The sequence below is a fragment of the Anaeromyxobacter sp. Fw109-5 genome, from assembly GCF_000017505.1.
GTDB lineage: Bacteria > Myxococcota > Myxococcia > Myxococcales > Anaeromyxobacteraceae > Anaeromyxobacter.
Genome location: NC_009675.1, coordinates 1781218 through 1795989, shown reverse-complemented (window position 1 = coordinate 1795989; position 14772 = coordinate 1781218). Strand labels below are relative to the sequence as shown.

Sequence of the window (14772 nt, the reverse complement as noted above, 5' to 3'; positions counted from 1 at the left end):
AGTGGCGCCGCCGGCCGCGCCGCTCCGGCCGTCCGTCGCCAGGGTCGCTACGGGCGGGCCGGCGGGTTGCGCCGGGCCCACGCCAGGAAGCGCCCGGCGTCCCCGTGGAGCTGGCCGGACGGCGTGGCCCACGAGAAGGCGCGCACGATGCGGAGGTCGCGCAGCGGGAGGACGCGCAGCGTCCCCGCCGCGACCTCGAGCTGCACGCTCCAGCGCGAGACGAACGCCACGCCGAGCCCGGCGACGGCCGCCATCTTCATCGACTGATTCGACCCGAACAGCAGCTCCGACCGCCGAACCTGCTTCGTCCCCAGGACGCGGGCCAGCGACTCCTCGACGACCGCCCGCGTGTTCGAGCCGGGCTCGCGCAGCAGCAGCGGGACCTTCGCCAGATCGGCGGCGCGCGAGATGCCGCAGAGCTCGCGCGCGGCGCTCGCGGCGACCGCCACCAGCTCGTCCTCCAGGTAGCGCTCGAGGTGGACGCGGGCGGAGCGCATGCGCCCCTCGACGATCCCCAGCGGCACCCGGCCCTCGGCCACCCACTCGAGCACCCGGGCCGTGTTGCTGACCTGCACGCGGAACGGCACGCGCCCGTGGATGGCGCGGTAGCCGGCCACGAGCGGCGGCGCGACGTAGGCGGCCGTGGTCATGCTCGCTCCGAGCACGACCTCCTCGCCGCCCGCTGGCTCGCCCTGGAACGCGGTCTCCACCTCGCCGAGGACCTCGTGCACCTGCTTCGCCGCCTCCAGCAGCCGCAGGCCCCAGTCGGTGGGCGTCACTCCCTTCGAGGACCGCAGCAGCAGGGCCCGCCCGCACTCCTCCTCGAGCGCCCGGATCTGCGCGGTCACCGCCGGCTGGGAGAGGTGGAGGAGCTTCGCCGCCGCCGAGATCTTCCGGGTCTGGGCGACGACGCGGAACGTCTCGAGCTTGCGGGGATCGAGCCTGGCCATCGTCCCACCATATCAGAGGATCTCGCCCTCCACGACGCCTCCATCAGCATCCGTTATGGAGCATCCGATCTTGCGACGAGGGGCGGAGAGGGCGCGGGCGCATGATGCTCCTCGGCCGCTGCGGGACCTCGAACCCGGGCGCGCCCCCGGAGGAGTGAAATGGCCAGCATCCAGAACCGAGTCGTCCGCGAAGTCGTCGCCCTCGACGAGACCGCAACCTGCGCCGACGCCGCGCGCCTCATGGCCCAGCGCCGGATCGGCTCGGTCGGCGTGCGCCACGGCGCCAAGCTCGTCGGGCTCGTCACCGAGCGCGACCTCGTGGCGGCGATGTCGGCCGGCAACGACCCGAGCCACACCACGCTGCAGCTGGCGATGCGCCCGGACGCCCCTGCCGTCTCGCTGCAGGCCTCCGACGCCGAGTGCGCGCAGCTCATGAGGACGCGCGCCACCCGCCACCTCGCCGTCAAGGACGGCGACGAGATCGTCGGCGTCATCTCCATGCTGGACCTCGTCGACCTCGTCGTCGGCGAGAAGCAGTGGAGCATCGACCAGCTGGAGAGCTACATCCGCGGCGGCCGCTCCTGGCAGCTGAGCCAGCCTCCCGTCGAGACCCCCTTCAGCCACGAGCGCGTGAGCTGAACCTCCGCTCCCCCCGGCGGCATTCCGCGCCGGGGGGACGCGGGGGCCGAGGGGCGCCCCCTCACGCCGGGACACCGGCGAGGCGCGGAGCGGGCGCGAGCGCCGCGCGCACCACCACGAGCGCGCCGCGCACCGCCGGGTGGACCGGCGCGGGCCGCGCCGCCGGAAGGGCGCGACGCGACGCGGCGGCCGCCACGCCCGCGACGGCCGCCGCGACGGCGTCGTGACCGGACGCCCGGTCGACGACCGCGTCCGCCCCGAGGGCGAGGAGCTGCTCGCGCAGCCCGGGTTCGCCCCTCCCGACGACCACCAGCCCGAGCTCGCGCTCGCCGCCCGCGTGGCGGACGAGGTGGACGAACGACACGGCGTCGCGGCCCGGCAGCTCGGCGTCCGCCACCAGCACGTCGAGGTCGAGGAGCTCCTCGAGGAGCAGGTCGATCCCGCTCGCCGCGTCGGTCGCGGCCAGGACCTCGAACCCGCGCGCCTCGAGGGCGTTGCCGAGGACGCGGAGCGCGTTCGCGTCGCCGTCGAGGAGGAGCGCCCTGGGCCGCCGGATCGTCGTCGCGTTCATGTCCTGCCGACGCCGCTCCACGGACGCCTATTCAGAGTGTGAAGACGCGCCGGAACCCTCGTGGTGACGGGGAGTTCCACCGCGTGAACGCCCGGCACAGCGTGTAGCGCGGGCGCCGCCCGGCGCTCCGGCGCCGGCGCTCCCCACTGGACGCAAGCGCGCCCATCGGGTTAGTCGAGCGAGCGGAGGTGAGGTCATGCGGATCGAGGTCGACGGCGTCGGCCTGTTCCACACCGTCCGCGGCGAGGGTGAGCCGGTCGTGCTGGTCCACGGCTCCTGGGGCGACCACCACGACTGGGACATCGTCGTTCCGGCGCTCGCGCAGCGCCGCGCGATGATCGCCTACGATCGGCGCGGGCACAGCCTGAGCGGCGGGCGACCGGCGACGGTGCACGAGCACGTCGCCGACCTGGCCGCGCTCGTCGACGGGCTCGGCCTCGGCCCCGTGCACCTCGTGGCGCACTCGTACGGCGCCTCGATCGCGCTCCGGACGGCCGCCCTCCACCCCGGCCGGATCCGCTCCCTCGCCGCGCACGAGCCGCCGCTCATGTGGACCCTCGACGGCCCCGGACCCCACGCCCCGGCGCTGCAGGCCTTCCGCGTGAGCTGCGCCCGGACCGAGGCGGCGCTCCGGGAAGGGCGCATGCGCGACGCGGCGCGGACCTTCGTCGACGAGATCGGCCTCGGGCCCGGCGCGTGGGAGCGGCTCGCGCGCTCCGCCCGCGAGACGTTCGTCCGCAACGCGCCCACCTTCCTCGCCGAGATCGAGGATCCCGACGCGCTCGCCCTCGACCTCCCGGCGCTGCGCGCGTTCCGGGGCCCGGTGCTGCTCACGCAGGGCGACCAGAGCCCTCCGCTGTACGGCCCGATCCTGGACCGCGTCGCGGCGGCCCTCCCGCAGGCGACGCGTCACACCTTCGCGGGCGCGGGGCACGTCCCGCAGGTGAGCCACCCGCGAGACTTCGTCCGGCGCATCGAGGCGTTCCTCGCGGGCGCCTGACCGGGCTCACGCCACGCCGCGCTCGACGATCGCCGCGGTGTCCATGGCGATCATGAGCACCTCGTTCGTCGGGACGACCGCCGCCATCGGCCGCGTGGTGCGCGTGATCCGGCCGCACAGCGCCTTGCCGTGGGAGGCGTTCGCGTCCGAGTCCAGCACGAGCCCGGTGAAGCCGAGCAGCTCGACCACCTTGGCGCGGACCTGGACGGTGTTCTCGCCGATGCCGCCGCTGAACACGAGGGCGTCGAGGCGGCCGAGGGCCACGATCATCGCCGCGGCCGCCTTGGCCACCGAGTGGCAGAACTTGTCGACGGCGAGCGCCGCCCGCTCGTGCCCGTCCTGAGCCGCGCGCTGCAGCGTCAGCATGTCGTCGCCCAGGCCCGAGAGCCCGAGCAGCCCCGAGCTCCGGTTCAGCTCGTCCATGACGTGATCCGCGCTGCACCGGAGCGCCTTCTTCATGTGCTCGATGATCGACGGGTCGATGGAGCCGCTGCGCTTGCCCATCACGACGCCATCGAGCGGCGTCAGGCCCATGGTCGTGTCGAGGCTCTTTCCGTCCCGCACCGCGGCGAGGGAGCAGCCGGTGCCGAGGTGGGCGGTGACGATCGCGTGGTCCTCCGGATCGAGGCCGAGCTGGGACACGGCGCGCAGGGACACGTAGCGGTGGCTGGTGCCGTGGAACCCGTAGCGGCGCACCTCGTGCTCCTCGAACCACTCGTACGGCACCGCGTACAGGTACGCCTGCGGCGGCATCGTCTGGTGGAAGGCGGTGTCGAACACCGCGACGTGCGGCACGCGGGGGAAGAGCCGCTGCGCGATGCGGATGCCGAGGAGGTTGGGCGGGTTGTGGAGCGGCCCGAGGTGGATGCACTCCTCGATCCTCGCCACGACCTCCGGCGTGATGAAGGTCGACTCCGTGAACCTCGCGCCGCCGTGAACGACCCGGTGTCCGACCCCGACCATCCGGTCGAGGAGCCCCACCTCGCGCAGGAGGTCGAGCACGGCCCGGAGCGCGTCCTCGTGCTCGGCGCCCGCGACGGGCCGCGATCCCTTGCGGCCCTCGTGATCGAAGTCCAGCCGGGCCTGCGGCGTCCCGAGGTGCTGGGCGACGCCCGAGACGTGCTCGTGGCCGTTCGAGGAATGGACGACGGCGAACCGCACCGACGCGCTGCCGCAGTTCAGGACGAGTACGTTCATGTGGCGAGCGGCCACACTCGCATCCGCGGACGCGCCCGTGCAAGGGGGTTCGCTCGCGCTCGGCCCCGCGCCGGCATCATGCCGCGACGTTATGGCTACCATAGCCAGAATGCCTTTTTCTTATCAGTCGAGAAGCGCTAGGTTGCGGACGTCAAGGGAGGCTTCGTCCCCCGGAGGCGAACGTAGAGGCCATGAACATCGAGGACCTGCTGAGCGAGCAAGCACCCGTCATCGTCGAGGAGGCCGTCCGCGCGACGGCCGAGATCGGCCCGTACCGTCGCGACGGAGCCGAGCAGATGCGGCGACGCATCGAGGCGCTCCATCGGCGGCTGACCGAGGCCGTGAGCGCCCGCGATCTCACAGACCTGCTCGCTTACGTGCGGCAGATCGCGCGCGAGCGTTCCGCCGCGGGCTTCGAGCTCTCGGACGTCCAGGCCGCGTTCACCGCCCTCGAGGACGCGATCTGGCACCGGGCGGTGACCCGGCTCCCCAGCTACGACGTCCTCTTCGGCGAGGGCATGGTCTGCACCGCCCTCGCGCACGGCCGGGACACGCTGCGCCGGGCCTTCGACTCCGCCGCCCCGCACGTCCGGGCGCCCTGTCCGGATCTCACGCCGCTCTTCAAGGGCACGGAGTCCTCCCTCGCCCGGGTTCCGGCCGAGGCCGTGAACACGGCGGTGTCCGTGCGCCGCTGCAAGCGCAAGCCGCAGCGCAGCGCGCCCCGGAGCGCCGCGGCGGGACGCAGGAACTAGGCCCTCGCGACCGCGCAACGAACGAGGCCCCCGGCTCCTCACGGAGCCGGGGGCCTCGAAACGTTCGGTACTCCGGGGCGCCGCCCTACTTCATGCTGCCGACGAGGTCACGGACCGCCTTCACCGACTTGTCCATCATCGCCTGCTCCTCCGCGTTGAGCTTCAGCTGGAGGATGCGCTCGGCGCCGCCCGCGCCGATGACGACCGGCACGCCGACGTAGAGGCCGTCGACGCCGAACTCGCCCTTGAGGAACGCGCAGGTCGGGAGGACCCGCTTCTGGTCCTTGAGGAACGACTCGGCCATCGCGATGGCGCTGGAGGCGGGCGAGTAGAAGGCGCTGCCCGTCTTGAGGAGCGCGACGACCTCGCCGCCGGCGCCGCGGGTCCGCTTGACCATGGCGTCCATCACTTCCTTCGCCTTGGCCGCGCCGTACTTCTGCTCGAGGAGCTCCATCACCGGGATGCCGCAGACCGCGGTGTAGCGGACGAGCGGCACCATGTCGTCGCCGTGGCCGCCGAGGGTGACGGCGGTGACGTCCTTGACGGACACGCCGAGCTCCCAGGCGATGAACGCGGCGAAGCGCGCGGAGTCGAGCACGCCGGCCTGGCCGACGACGCGGCTGTGCGGGAACCCGGTGATGCGCTGGCAGAGCGTCACCATCGCGTCGAGCGGGTTCGAGATCACGATGACGAAGGCGTTCGGGGCGTACTGCTTGATGCCCTCGGCCACCGTCGTCATGATCTTGGAGTTGACGGCGATGAGGTCGTCACGGCTCATGCCCGGCTTGCGCGGCAGGCCGGCGGTGACGATGACGACGTCAGCGCCCTTGATGTCCTCGTAGCTGTTGGTGCCCTTGAGGCTCACGTCGAAGCCGTCGACCGGCGCGGCCTCGGCGATGTCGAGCGTCTTGCCCTGGGGCAGCCCCTCCACGATGTCGAACAGGACGACGTCGCCGAGCTCGCGCAGCGCGGCGAGCTGAGCGAGCACGCCGCCGATCTGACCGCCGCCAATCAATGCAATCTTCGGTCTGGCCATTTCTATCTCCTCGAGTAGATCTGGTTCGATACCCTGCAACTACGCCATTGCATCAACGATCGCGTTCAGCGTGGCGCTCGGACGCATCGCCGCCGCCGTCTTCTTCGGGTCCGGCCGGTAGTAGCCCCCGGTGTCGACCGGCTTCCCCTGCGCCGCGATCAGCTCCGCGTCGATCTTCGCGGCGTTCTCCGCGAGCTGCTTCGCCACCGTGGCGAAGCGAGCCTGCAGCTCCTTGTCCTTCGCCTGCTCGGCCAGCGCCTCGGCCCAGTACAGGGCGAGGTAGAAGTGGCTCCCCCGGTTGTCGATCTGGCCGACCTTGCGCGCGGGGGACTTGTTGTTGTCGAGGAACTTGCCGATGGCCTTGTCGAGGGTCTCGCCGAGGACGGCGGCCTTCGCGTTCCCCGAGGTGCTGGCGATGTGCTCGAGCGAGGCGCCGAGCGCGGAGAACTCGCCGAGCGAGTCCCAGCGCAGGTAGCCCTCCTTCACGAACTGCTGGACGTGCTTCGGCGCCGAGCCGCCGGCGCCCGTCTCGAACAGCCCGCCGCCCGCGAGGAGCGGGACGACCGACAGCATCTTCGCGCTGGTGCCGATCTCGAGGATCGGGAACAGGTCGGTCAGGTAGTCACGGAGCACGTTGCCGGTCACCGAGATGGTGTCCTTCCCCTCGCGGATCCGCTTCAGGGAGAGGCGCATCGCCTCGACGGGCGGGAGGATGCTGATCTCGAGGCCGACGGTGTCGTGATCCTTCAGGTACTTCTCGACCTTCGCGATGATCTGCGTGTCGTGCGCGCGGGCCTTGTCGAGCCAGAACACCGCCGGCGCGCCCGTGGCGCGGGCGCGGGTGACCGCGAGCTTCACCCAGTCGCGGATCGGCGCGTCCTTCGCCTGGCACATCCGGAAGATGTCGCCCTGCTCGACCTTCTGCTCGAGCAGCGTCGCGCCCGTCCCGTCGTCGACGACCCGGATCGTCCCGTTCGCCGAGGCGATGAAGGTCTTGTCGTGCGAGCCGTACTCCTCGGCCTGCTGCGCCATGAGGCCGACGTTCGGGACGCTGCCCATCGTCGCGGGGTTGAGCGCCCCGTTCTTGCGGCAGTCCTCCATGATCTCCCGGTACATGGTCGCGTAGCAGCGATCCGGGATCATCGCCTTCGTGTCCTTGAGCTTCCCGTCCGGGCCCCACATCTTGCCGGACTCGCGGACGACGACGGGCATGGACGCGTCGACGATGATGTCGTTCGGGACGTGCAGGTTCGTGATGCCCTTGTCCGAGTCGACCATCGCGAGCGCGGGGCGCTTCGCGTAGACGGCCTTGATGTCCGCCTCGATCTCCGCCTTCTTGTCCGCAGGCAGCGCCTGGATCTTCTTGTAGAGGTCGCCGAGGCCCAGGTTCGGGTTGACGCCGGCCTCCGCGAGCGCCGCCGCGTGCTTCTCGAAGACGTCCTTGTAGAACACGGTGACGGCGTGACCGAACATGACGGGGTCGGAGACCTTCATCATGGTGGCCTTGAGGTGCAGCGACAGCAGGACGTCGTTCTTCTTCGCGTCCTCGATCTGCTCCTCGTAGAACTTCCGCAGCGCGCGGGCGCTCATCACCGACGTGTCGATGATCTCGCCTTCCTTCAGCGCGGCCTTCTTCTTGAGGACCGTGACGGCGCCCGCAGGGGAGACGAACTCGATGCGGTAGTCCGTCGCCTTCTGGATCGTCGTGGAGTTCTCGCTGCCGTAGAAGTCACCGTCCGTCATGTGCGCGACGTGGGACTTCGAGTCCTGCGTCCAGGCGCCGAGCTTGTGCGGGTTCTTCTTCGAGAACGCCTTCACGGAGAGGGGCGAGCGGCGGTCCGAGTTGCCCTCGCGCAGCACCGGGTTGACGGCGCTGCCCAGGCACTTGGCGTAACGCGTCTGGATGGCCTTCTCGGCCTCGTCCTTCGGCGCCTCGGGGTAGTCCGGGATCTTGTAGCCCTTCCCCTGCAGCTCCTTGATCGCCTCCTTGAGCTGGGGGATCGAGGCGCTGATGTTCGGCAGCTTGACGATGTTGGCCTCGGGCGTCCGCGCGAGCTCGCCGAGCTGGGCGAGGTAGTCCGGGATCCGCTGGCTCTCGGTCAGGTTCTCCGGGAAGTTCGCGATGATCCGGCCGGCGAGGGAGATGTCCCTCGTCTCCACGGAGACGCCCGTCCCCTTCGTGAAGGCCTGGACGATGGGAAGCAGCGAGTACGTCGCCAGCGCGGGCGCTTCGTCAATTTCCGTCCAGATGATCGTGGAGTTCTTCGTCGTCATGTCCTCTTCCTTGGTTCTTCTGCGATCTTCACGAGCGGGGAACATTCACTGTTCGACTGCTGCTTCGCGCCGCGCGGCGGGATGAGGCTCCCCTCAGCCCAGGGCTGCCTCTCGTCCGCGCCAGCCAGGTCCTGGAAGCTCCGGAAACTAGACGATCTGTCCGGCCAATGTCTTGGTGCGTCGCCGGCGGATGTGGACCTTGCGCGTCCGCGAGCCGAGGCACGCGAACCGCTCCACCTCCCGTTTCCGGGGTCTCGAGGCGCAACAGTCGCCGCGCCTGCGCGATTCCGCCGCGCCCGCTGGACCGCGCGGTCCGAATGACCGCAAATCTTGCGTTCCGCGAACCCCGCGGCGGGCTGCCCCTCCTCGCTGAACGACACGGCGGACCTCTCGGGGCGGCGGCCCGCCATCCTTTCCTGGCTGAGGCGGGCGAGCGGTCTGGCGACTCAGAGGCCGTGAAACAACCCCCTCCCGTCGCCGGGCAGCCGATCCGCGTCGCATCGCTTCGTTGCTCCTCCCTCACATACCCTACGGGTATGCTCGCTCGTCGCGCCTCGCGCTGCTCGCGTCTCGGTCGCCTGGCTCGGTCCGGGGATTGATTCACGACCTCTCACTGCTCGGACGTGACGCGACGCTGCAGCGTCCCGGGACTAGGACCTCCCCGTTCCGAACCGGCCCGCTGGCCGGAGGCAACGGGAGGAAGGGATGGACTTCGAGAAGGAGGTCGAGGAGGTCCGGCGCTGGTTCGCGAGCCCCCGCTTCGCGGGCATCCGGCGGGTCCACTCGGCCCGCGAGGTGGTCGAGCAGCGCGGCACCATCCGCCCGGACTATGCCGTCGCGCGCGGCGCCGCGGAGGCCTTCTACGACCGGCTGCGCCAGCTGTTCGAGCAGCAGCGCTGCGTCACGACCTTCGGCCCCTACTCCCCCGGCCAGGCGGTGGCGATCAAGAAGATGGGCATCGAGGCCATCTACCTGGGCGGCTGGGCCACCTCCGCCAAGGGCTCTTCGCACGAGGACCCGGGGCCCGACCTCGCCAGCTACCCGCTGAGCCAGGTGCCCGAGGAGGCGGCGACCCTCGTCCGCGCCCTGCTCACCGCCGACAAGAACCAGCTCCACACGCGCGCGCGCATGACGGAGGAGCAGCGCCGGGCCACGCCCGAGGTGGACTTCCGCCCGTTCATCATCGCCGACGCCGACACGGGCCACGGCGGCGACGCGCACGTCCGCAACCTCATCCGGCGCTTCGTCGAGGTGGGCGTGCCCGGATACCACATCGAGGACCAGAAGCCCGGCGTGAAGAAGTGCGGCCACCAGGGCGGCAAGGTGCTCGTCTCCGAGGACGAGCAGCTGAAGCGACTCTCCGCGGCGCGCTTCCAGCTCGACATCATGGGCGTGCCGGGCATCATCGTGGCCCGCACCGACGCCGAGTCGGCGACGCTGCTCGACGGTCGCGGCGACGACCGCGACCAGCCGTTCATCCTCGGCGTGCGGAACCTCTCGCTGCCCACGTTCAAGGCGGCGTTCCTCGCGATGCTGCGGCAGTTCCAGCGCGCCGGGGTGGAGGAGCTCTCGGGGCACGAGCTCTACGCGCTCTGCGACGAGGAGCTCGCGGCCGCCGACGCCTGGCTCGCCGGGGCGGGCTTCGACGCGGCCATCGCCGCCGCCGCCGCGGAGCTCCACCGCGGCGCCCTGCGCGGCGTCGACGCCGCCCTCGACAAGGTGTTCGACGCGTTCGTGGACGCCTGGCAGCAGGAGGCGGGGGTCTCCACCTACGCCGAGGCGGTGGGCGAGGCCATCGGCTTCCGCGAGCACGAGGGCGACCCGGCCGCGATGGGCAAGGCGGAGTGGCTGGCGTTCGCCGAGCGGGCGCCGTTCTACAAGGCGAGGCAGAGGGCGCGCGCGATCGGCCTCGACGTCACGTGGGACTGCGAGCACGCGAAGACGCCCGACGGCTACTACCAGGTGCGAGGGGGCATCGACTACGCCATCGCCAAGTCGCTGGCGGCGGCGCCGTTCGCCGACCTGCTCTGGATGGAGACCAAGACCGCCGACCTCCACGACGCGAAGCGGTTCGCCGACGCCGTCCACGCCGCCTACCCCGACAAGATGCTGGCCTACAACCTGTCGCCCTCGTTCAACTGGGACACCACGGGGATGGACGACGAGCAGATGCGCCGCTTCCCGGAGGAGCTCGGGAAGCTGGGCTTCGTGTTCAACTTCATCACCTACGGGGGCCACCAGATCGACGGCCTCGCCGCGGAGGAGTTCGCCACCGCGCTCCGCCAGGACGGCATGCTCGCGCTGGCGCGCCTCCAGCGGAAGTTCCGCCTGCTCGAGTCTGGGTACCGCACGCCGCAGACGCTGGTCGGCGGCCCGCGCGCCGACGCCGGGCTCATGTCCATCTCCGGACGCACCTCCACCACCAAGGCGATGGGCCAGGGCTCGACGCAGGTCCAGCACCTCGTGCAGACCGAGGTGCCGCCGAGGCTGCTCGAGGAGTGGGTGGACGCCTGGCGCGAGCATCACGCGATCCCGGGCAAGCTGCGGGCGACGCTGCGGCCGCACACCGGCGAGTCCGACCTGCTCGAGCTGGCGCTCACGTCCGCCGACGGGGAGAAGAAGCTGAACGTCATCTTCGCCAGCATCCACGACCGGCGCGGGCGCAGCATCCTCTCGGTGCGCGACCAGAACAACTTCGACGCGCGCCTGCGCCAGAAGCGGCTCATGACCCTGGCGCTGCTGTTCCTCTTCCACCGCTACAAGGTGGACTCGGTGCACTTCGTCACGCCGACCGCGGACAACCAGCGGCAGGCGGAGGGGATGAAGGCGCAGGGCCTCTTCGGCACCGTGGTGCAGGAGGTGGGGCGGATCATCGTCGCCGACGTGGCCAAGGACCGGGTGAAGGAGCTGCTCGCGCCGGACCGGGCGGCGCTGAAGGCGCTCATCGCGAGGCAATAGCCCGCGCGGTCACGCCGGGATCCTCCCGCGGAGCGCCTGCGCCTCGAAGGGCCCGGGCTCCGCAATGAGCGCCCTCGCTGCGTCCATCCTGCCGAAGGCGCCCCAGGCCAGCACGCCGCGCACGCGGCCGTCCGCGAGGTAGTAGACGACGCCCTTGCGGAACGGCTCCTTCCAGTCGGCGACGACCTCGAGGCGCGGATCGAGCACCCCGACCGCCTCGTACCCGAGGTCGAACAGGTCCGAGTAGAAGAACGGGAGGTGGCGGTACGCGACCTCCGCGCCTGCCATCGCTCGGCCCGCCTCACGCCCCATGCGATTGGCGTTGTCCTCGTGCTCGACCCTGAGGCGCTGGCCGAGCGCCGGGCTCGAGAACCGCGCGACGTCCCCGGCGGCGAACACCGCCGGGTCGGACGTGCGCAGCCCCTCGTCCACGAGGACGCCGTCGTCCACCGCGAGCCCCGCGTCCGCGGCCAGACGGTCGTTCGGGACGATGCCCAGGCCCGCCACCACCAGATCGGCGCGGAGCTCGCCTCGATCGGTCCGCAGCGCGAAGCCGGAGCCGTGCTCCGCGAGCCCGGTGACCTTCTCACCCGGCCGGACGTCGACCTCGCGCTCGGCGTAGTAGCCGTTCAGGTGGAGCGCGAGCTCGCGGGGGAAGAGGCGCGCCCCGATCCCCTCCTCTGGGAAGAGCAGCGTGACGCGATACCCGGCGGTGGCGAGGGAGGCCGCGACCTCCGAGCCGATGAAGCCTCCCCCGACGACCGCCACGTGCTTGCCGGGCCGCAGCGCGCTCACGCGCCGGTAGTCCGCGACCGTCCGGTAGTAGACGACTCCCTCGCCGCCGAAGGGCAGGCGCCGCGGCGTGCCGCCGGTCGCGAGCAGGAGCCGCTCGTACCCCACGGTCTCGCCGCCCTCGAGCGCCACGCGGCGCGAGGCCCGGTCGATCGCGACGACCCGGGCGCCGGTGCGGAGCGAGACGCCCTCGACCTCGGGCAGCCAGATCGAGCTCTCCTCCTGACCGGACCAGAGGCCCTTCGAGAGCGGCGGTCGCGCGTAGGGGGCGACCGGCTCCTCGCCGAGCAGCGCGATCGAGCCGCTGGCGTCCACCGAGCGGATCCCCTGCGCGGCGGCGTGCCCCGTCATGCCTGCGCCCACGATGACGTACTCGAACTCCGGCATCGGTCCCCTCCACGATCGCAATTAACGGACGCTCCGGCCGCCGCCCGGTTACGCGGGGCCACGCGCGGTCGCGGCCCTGGGGCCCCTCTCGCCGATCGCCATCCCCGTGCCGGTGACGCGACGCGGATCGCACCTTGGGGAATGGCCCCTCCCGTGGTGCCACCGATCCCGCCCATGCTCGCCCGCCCGGTGCGCGAGCTGCCGGAGGGTGACCTCTCGTACGAGCCGAAGTGGGACGGGTTCCGCTGCCTCGCCTTCGCGGCGCCGGCGGGCGAGGTCGACCTGCGCAGCCGGAACCAGCGGCCGCTCGCGCGCTACTTCCCGGAGCTGGTGGAGGCGCTCCGCGCCCTGCCGCGCTCGGCCGTGCTGGACGGCGAGATCGTGGTCGCGAGCGCGCGCGGGTTCGACTTCCCCGCGCTCCTCGCCCGCTTGCACCCCTCCGCCTCGCGCGTGGCGCGGCTCAGCCGGGAGACCCCGGCGGTCTACGTCGCGTTCGACCTGCTCGCCGATGGCGACGAGGACCTTCGGCCGCGCCCGTTCCGCGAGCGGCGGGCACGGCTCGAGGCCCTCCTCGCCGGGGCGCGCTCTCCGCTCCGGCTGACGCCTGCGACGTTCGATCCCTCGGTCGCGCGGGCGTGGCTGGAGCGGCTTGGGGGCGCCGGGATCGACGGCGTCGTCGCGAAGCCACTCGGGCTGCCCTACCAGGCCGGGCGGCGCTCCATGCTGAAGGTGAAGCGGGAGCTCACGGCCGACTGCGTGGTCGCGGGCCTGCGCACCTTCGCGGGGGAACCGGTCGTCGCCTCCCTCCTCCTCGGTCTTTGGGACCACACCGGGGCGCTCCACCACGTGGGCGTCGTCTCGAGCTTCCCCGAGCGGGAGCGCCGCGCGCTCTTCGCGTCGCTGGGGCCGCTCCAGGCGCCGCTCGCCGGACATCCCTGGGAGCGCGGCTTCAACCTCGCGAGCGGCCCGACGGGCCGGCTCGCCGGCGCCGCCGGCCGCTGGGATCCGCGCGAGATGGCGCTGGACTGGACCCCGCTCTCGCCCGAGCGCGTGGCGGAGGTCGCCTACGATCGCCTGGACGCGCTGCGCTTCCGCCACCCCGCGCGCCTCGTCCGCTGGCGGCCGGATCGCGAGGCGCGCTCGTGCACGCTGGACCAGCTCGCCGGCGACGCGCCGGAGCCGCCGGAGGCGTTCGGCGCGCGATGACGGACCCTCGCCACGGCGCGGGCCGCCGCGCGCTCGAGGTGGGTGGACGCACGGTGCTCCTCTCGAACCCCGAGAAGCTTCTGTTCCCCGCCACCGGCTTCACCAAGCGCGATCTCGTCGAGTACTCCCTCGGGATCGCGGCGGCGATCCTCCCGCACCTGGCGGGCCGCCCCGTCACGCTCGCCCGGTTCCCGGACGGGGTCGACGCGCCGGGGTGGTACCAGACGAACTGCCCCGCGGGACGACCGGGGTGGCTCGCCGTCGCAGAGGTTCGAGGCGCGCGGGGCCAGACGCTCCGCTACTGCTTGCTGGACGACGCCGCCGCCCTGGCCTGGGCCGCAAACGCCGCCGCGATCGAGCTCCACCCGCTCCTCGCGACGCTGGACGCCCCCGCCACCGCCCGCGCGCTCGTCCTCGATCTCGACGCGCGCCCGCCGGCGGGGCTCCGCGAGTGCGCCCGGCTGGCGCTGCGCCTGCGGGAGCGCCTCCACGCGGACGGGCTCGCGAGCTTCCCGAAGACCTCGGGCGGCGCCGGGCTGCACCTGTACGTGCCGCTCGACGGCGCGGACGGCTTCGACGCCACGAAGGCGTTCGTCCGTGCCCTGGCCCGCGAGCTGGCGCGCGAGGATCCCGGCGGCGTGACCGATCGGCTCCCGCTGGCGGGGCGGGCCGGCAAGGTCCTCGTGGACTGGCGCCAGAACGGCGGCAACCGCTCGCTCATCGCGCCCTACTCGCTGAGGGCGGCGTCAGTGCCGCTCGTGGCGACCCCCGTGCGGTGGGACGAGGTGGCCACGGCCGCGGATCGTGGTGACGACGGGTCGCTCCGCTTCGGGCCCGCGGAGGTGCTCGCGCGGCTGCGGCGGGAGGGCGATCTGCTCGCACCGGCGCTCGCCCGGGGCGGGCGGCTGCCGCCGGCGCGGCGGTGACGTCCCGCGCCCTGGCGGTACGTCCCCTCGGGGTCTTGGAAATCGTTCGCCGAAGTATCCAACTAGTCGGTTGCCCGATGGATG

General features: G+C 72.2%; 12 protein-coding genes. 6 read left to right on the top strand and 6 right to left on the bottom strand.

The genetic code is table 11. The annotated features are described in order from the left end of the window. Positions 1-47 precede the first annotated feature (47 nt). The gene (locus tag ANAE109_RS08110; RefSeq protein WP_011985905.1) at positions 48-950 is read right to left on the bottom strand and encodes a LysR family transcriptional regulator; all 903 of its coding nucleotides are present in this window, start codon (positions 948-950) and stop codon (positions 48-50) included. 159 nt (positions 951-1109) lie between these two features. Here ANAE109_RS08110 and ANAE109_RS08105 point away from each other — a divergent pair, with 159 nt between their 5' ends. Further along, positions 1110-1589: a cyclic nucleotide-binding/CBS domain-containing protein gene (locus ANAE109_RS08105; RefSeq protein ID WP_011985904.1), complete on the top strand. Its 480-nt coding sequence runs from the start codon at positions 1110-1112 to the stop codon at positions 1587-1589. A 61-nt stretch (positions 1590-1650) separates the two neighbouring features. Here the strand turns inward: ANAE109_RS08105 and ANAE109_RS08100 are convergent, their stop codons facing one another. After that, a complete protein-coding gene (locus tag ANAE109_RS08100) occupies positions 1651-2160 on the bottom strand; it encodes a response regulator (protein ID WP_011985903.1) in 510 nt (169 codons plus the stop codon). Positions 2161-2356: 196 nt separating this feature from the next. Here ANAE109_RS08100 and ANAE109_RS08095 point away from each other — a divergent pair, with 196 nt between their 5' ends. After that, positions 2357-3160 (top strand): alpha/beta fold hydrolase, encoded by an 804-nt coding sequence (locus tag ANAE109_RS08095; RefSeq protein WP_011985902.1) that lies wholly within the window; start codon positions 2357-2359, stop codon positions 3158-3160. A gap of 6 nt (positions 3161-3166) precedes the next feature. Here the strand turns inward: ANAE109_RS08095 and ANAE109_RS08090 are convergent, their stop codons facing one another. Continuing rightward, the gene (locus tag ANAE109_RS08090; protein ID WP_011985901.1) at positions 3167-4357 is read right to left on the bottom strand and encodes an acetate/propionate family kinase; all 1191 of its coding nucleotides are present in this window, start codon (positions 4355-4357) and stop codon (positions 3167-3169) included. A 191-nt stretch (positions 4358-4548) separates the two neighbouring features. Between ANAE109_RS08090 and ANAE109_RS08085 the strand changes: the two genes are divergently transcribed. Further along, entirely contained in the window at positions 4549-5109 is a 561-nt protein-coding gene (locus ANAE109_RS08085; RefSeq protein ID WP_011985900.1) for an RsbRD N-terminal domain-containing protein, read from the top strand. A gap of 85 nt (positions 5110-5194) precedes the next feature. On the opposite strand, the gene mdh is transcribed toward ANAE109_RS08085, so the two are convergent. After that, complete coding sequence (gene mdh / locus ANAE109_RS08080) at positions 5195-6145, bottom strand: malate dehydrogenase (protein WP_011985899.1); 951 nt, start codon at positions 6143-6145, stop codon at positions 5195-5197. Positions 6146-6184: 39 nt separating this feature from the next. Further along, positions 6185-8419, bottom strand: a complete 2235-nt coding sequence (locus ANAE109_RS08075) for an NADP-dependent isocitrate dehydrogenase (RefSeq protein WP_011985898.1) — start codon at positions 8417-8419, stop codon at positions 6185-6187. A 705-nt stretch (positions 8420-9124) separates the two neighbouring features. On the opposite strand from ANAE109_RS08075, the gene aceA reads away from it, so the two are divergent. Further along, positions 9125-11377 carry an isocitrate lyase ICL2 gene (gene aceA, locus ANAE109_RS08070; protein ID WP_011985897.1) on the top strand — a complete coding sequence of 751 codons (2253 nt, stop codon included), beginning with the start codon at positions 9125-9127 and terminating at the stop codon, positions 11375-11377. A gap of 9 nt (positions 11378-11386) precedes the next feature. On the opposite strand, the gene ANAE109_RS08065 is transcribed toward aceA, so the two are convergent. Further along, entirely contained in the window at positions 11387-12556 is a 1170-nt protein-coding gene (locus ANAE109_RS08065; RefSeq protein WP_011985896.1) for an NAD(P)/FAD-dependent oxidoreductase, read from the bottom strand. Between the two features lie 153 nt (positions 12557-12709). Between ANAE109_RS08065 and ANAE109_RS08060 the strand changes: the two genes are divergently transcribed. Both ANAE109_RS08060 and ligD read left to right on the top strand, forming a co-directional pair. After that, on the top strand, positions 12710-13762 hold the full coding sequence (locus ANAE109_RS08060; protein ID WP_011985895.1) for an ATP-dependent DNA ligase: 1053 nt from the start codon (positions 12710-12712) through the stop codon (positions 13760-13762). Continuing rightward, positions 13759-14688 carry a non-homologous end-joining DNA ligase gene (gene ligD / locus ANAE109_RS08055; RefSeq protein WP_011985894.1) on the top strand — a complete coding sequence of 310 codons (930 nt, stop codon included), beginning with the start codon at positions 13759-13761 and terminating at the stop codon, positions 14686-14688. The genes ANAE109_RS08060 and ligD overlap by 4 nt, the downstream gene beginning before the upstream one ends. The last annotated feature ends 84 nt before the right edge of the window (positions 14689-14772 follow it).

Bases quoted from the DNA above. Each gene is read 5' to 3' on its own strand.
- ANAE109_RS08110 (WP_011985905.1), bottom strand. From the start codon at position 950: ATGGCCAGGCTCGATCCCCGCAAGCTCGAGACGTTCCGCGTCGTCGCC.
- ANAE109_RS08105 (WP_011985904.1), top strand. From the start codon at position 1,110: ATGGCCAGCATCCAGAACCGAGTCGTCCGCGAAGTCGTCGCCCTCGAC.
- ANAE109_RS08100 (WP_011985903.1), bottom strand. From the start codon at position 2,160: ATGAACGCGACGACGATCCGGCGGCCCAGGGCGCTCCTCCTCGACGGC.
- ANAE109_RS08095 (WP_011985902.1), top strand. From the start codon at position 2,357: ATGCGGATCGAGGTCGACGGCGTCGGCCTGTTCCACACCGTCCGCGGC.
- ANAE109_RS08090 (WP_011985901.1), bottom strand. From the start codon at position 4,357: ATGAACGTACTCGTCCTGAACTGCGGCAGCGCGTCGGTGCGGTTCGCC.
- ANAE109_RS08085 (WP_011985900.1), top strand. From the start codon at position 4,549: ATGAACATCGAGGACCTGCTGAGCGAGCAAGCACCCGTCATCGTCGAG.
- mdh (WP_011985899.1), bottom strand. From the start codon at position 6,145: ATGGCCAGACCGAAGATTGCATTGATTGGCGGCGGTCAGATCGGCGGC.
- ANAE109_RS08075 (WP_011985898.1), bottom strand. From the start codon at position 8,419: ATGACGACGAAGAACTCCACGATCATCTGGACGGAAATTGACGAAGCG.
- aceA (WP_011985897.1), top strand. From the start codon at position 9,125: ATGGACTTCGAGAAGGAGGTCGAGGAGGTCCGGCGCTGGTTCGCGAGC.
- ANAE109_RS08065 (WP_011985896.1), bottom strand. From the start codon at position 12,556: ATGCCGGAGTTCGAGTACGTCATCGTGGGCGCAGGCATGACGGGGCAC.
- ligD (WP_011985894.1), top strand. From the start codon at position 13,759: ATGACGGACCCTCGCCACGGCGCGGGCCGCCGCGCGCTCGAGGTGGGT.